This window comes from Marinilabilia salmonicolor (assembly GCF_003003035.1).
Taxonomy (GTDB): domain Bacteria; phylum Bacteroidota; class Bacteroidia; order Bacteroidales; family Marinilabiliaceae; genus Marinilabilia; species Marinilabilia salmonicolor_A.
On the sequence record NZ_PVTS01000046.1, the window covers coordinates 1 to 2,469 of the forward strand.

Here is a 2,469-nt window from a genome sequence, read left to right on the forward strand (position 1 = left end):
ACACTTAGCCTCCGATCAAGCGTTGCTTGCACACGCTTGATATTGGAGGCTATTGTTGAACTAAACAATCTTCAGGATGCCTCACAATAAAGAACTATAAAACACTGATTTAACTATAGTGTTTTCAATCGGTTTCCGGGAAGGTATTTAATGATAATTTGACTCCTTTTATCTCGTTCTTTGACATATATTTTTGCAATTAACCACATTTCTGATGCTGTTTTGAGTCTGCCGTACCTGTTTGAGCCTTGCCTCTTTAGGCTTTTGCGGGCCACAGTGACAAGTCAGCGCATACCTTTCCCATTTGCACTACAGAAGTGCATTCATCTTTGGAACACTAAATATATTTAAGCGCAACGATTTTCTGGTGGTGCCCGTTCTTTTGAAAAACTCTCCAGTAGCAAGAGTTCTCCGCCACACTCGCGGCATTGCAGCACCGAACGCTCTCCAAAGCGCAACGCCAGCACCTGGCTCCGGGACAACCCAGGCCTCATAACATGAGCCACCAGCAATTGCTTTCTGATTTTTTTAATTGCTTCCCGTTTATTGCGATTACTCAAAAAGCCCAGGTGGCGAATGCGTCGAAAGTGAGGCGGTACAATATGCTCCAGGAAGCGTTCCAGAAACTCCACACCGGTAAGCCTTATTGTTTCCTTTCGATAGCCTGCCTTGCGGTTAAGCCAGCTAAAGGTTACATGGGTACTGGTCACTTTCAGGATACGGTGATTAGAAATGGCCACCCGGTGACTATACCTTCCCAGGTATTCAACCACGCTTTCCGGACTGCCAAAAGCCTGCTTGGCATAGACCACCCAAGGCTCCTTTATCAGGTTGCGGGGAACATGTTTTTTTATTTTCCCTTCCCTTTTCAGGCGACGAAGCTTGCTGGCAAACCGGGCGCTAAAAACATTGGAGAGTTGCTTCACATCGAACAAAAAATCTCCGTCTTGTTTGGTGTTTTTCCACTCTCCTTGTTTATCTATGCCCCCGGCCGGAACAATCATATGCACATGTGGATGAAAACCCAATTGCTGATCCCAGGTGTGCAAAACAGCAATGGCACCCGGCCTTGCTCCCAATAGTTTTGGGTCTTTAGCAAAAACACCTATGGTTTCCCAGGACTTCTCAAACAGCAGATTGTACATCACTTTGCGGTTGAAACGGAACAACTCCAATAGATCATGTGGTACGGTAAATACCACATGGTAATATTTAACCGGAAGTAGCTCCTGTTTACGATCTTCAATCCACAACTCCCTATCGATGCCCTGACAACGCGGACAATGACGATTTCTGCAGCTGTGCAACACGTAATGCACACTGCCACAATCACCACATACCAGTGCCGAACCGCCCAGTTTGGAAGTGCGACAGGCTGATAAAGCATGCAATACCTTTAATTGATGAGAAGTAAGCCCTCGGTTTTGCAACAAGGCAGGCAGGAACTGAGCTATGACACCACCCAGATCGTAATTAAAACTCATACGAATACAGCTTTTCCATGGGGCCAAAGCCTGCCTGAGGGTTCGATCTGGCAATATGAAGATACATCAGGGTAGTTCGAATCTCAGCATGTCCCAGCTGATTTTTCACACTCATTATATCAAGGCCCATTTCAAGCAAATGGGTAGCATAGCTGTGACGAAGCGTATGAATGCAAACATCTTTCTCAATGCCTGTACGGCGGATAGCAGCCCGGAAAGCATGGCGAATTCCCTGACGACTGATTTGTTGTCCGCGAACTTTTCCGTTAAACAACCACTCCTGGGGGTTGGAGGTTTCAACATAAGATTTAATCCCTCTCAAGGTGTGAACAGAAAACGGAACATACCGGTCTTTCTTGCATTTACTTTCGCGGATATGAATTTGTCGCCGATCAAAATCCACATCGCTAATCTTTAGATTGATCACCTCACTAATGCGAAGTCCACAATCATAAATAACCGCAAACAGGACTCGGTGTTTAAGCAACTTGGGGGCTTTGAGAATGCGACGCATTTCCCTTTGAGAAAAAACGGCTGGCAAGGTCTTGCTTTGAGCAATACGGGGAAGGCTCAGATACAATTCTTCATTCTTAAACATGCGGAACAGTGTGCGAAGACCATAAACCAGATGTTTAAAAGAACTCATGCTAGGTGGTTCATTTTGACGCAGGTAAAATAAATACTCCTCCAGCTGATCCTGAGACAGATCTAATGGCGAACGCCCAAAGTGTAATACCAGCTTGGATATTTGCATCAGATAATTTCGTGTACATGACTCAGACTTCCCGGCAATGGTATACTTACGCAGAAACTGCTCACTCACTGTTTTGAACTCAGGCACAGCCTCGCAGGCCTGTTCCAGATACGATTTTCGACTCATAACTAAATTGGTTTTAATTGTTTGAGGCCGAAAAATCGGTTTATTTAAGAAGATTTCTTAGTTTTATGATGGTAAGCTCCCGTTGAAAACGGGTTTAGTTCAACA

General features: G+C 45.0%; 2 protein-coding genes. Both read right to left on the reverse strand.

Annotated elements, in window-relative coordinates:
- Window positions 1-347: 347 nt before the first annotated feature.
- Window positions 348-1,484, reverse strand: coding sequence for an IS91 family transposase (locus BY457_RS18760; protein WP_106154858.1), 1,137 nt, complete (start codon window positions 1,482-1,484; stop codon window positions 348-350).
- A complete protein-coding gene (locus BY457_RS18765; RefSeq protein ID WP_106154859.1) occupies window positions 1,474-2,364 on the reverse strand; it encodes a tyrosine-type recombinase/integrase in 891 nt (296 codons plus the stop codon). The genes BY457_RS18760 and BY457_RS18765 overlap by 11 nt, the downstream gene beginning before the upstream one ends.
- Between the last annotated feature and the right edge of the window lie 105 nt (window positions 2,365-2,469).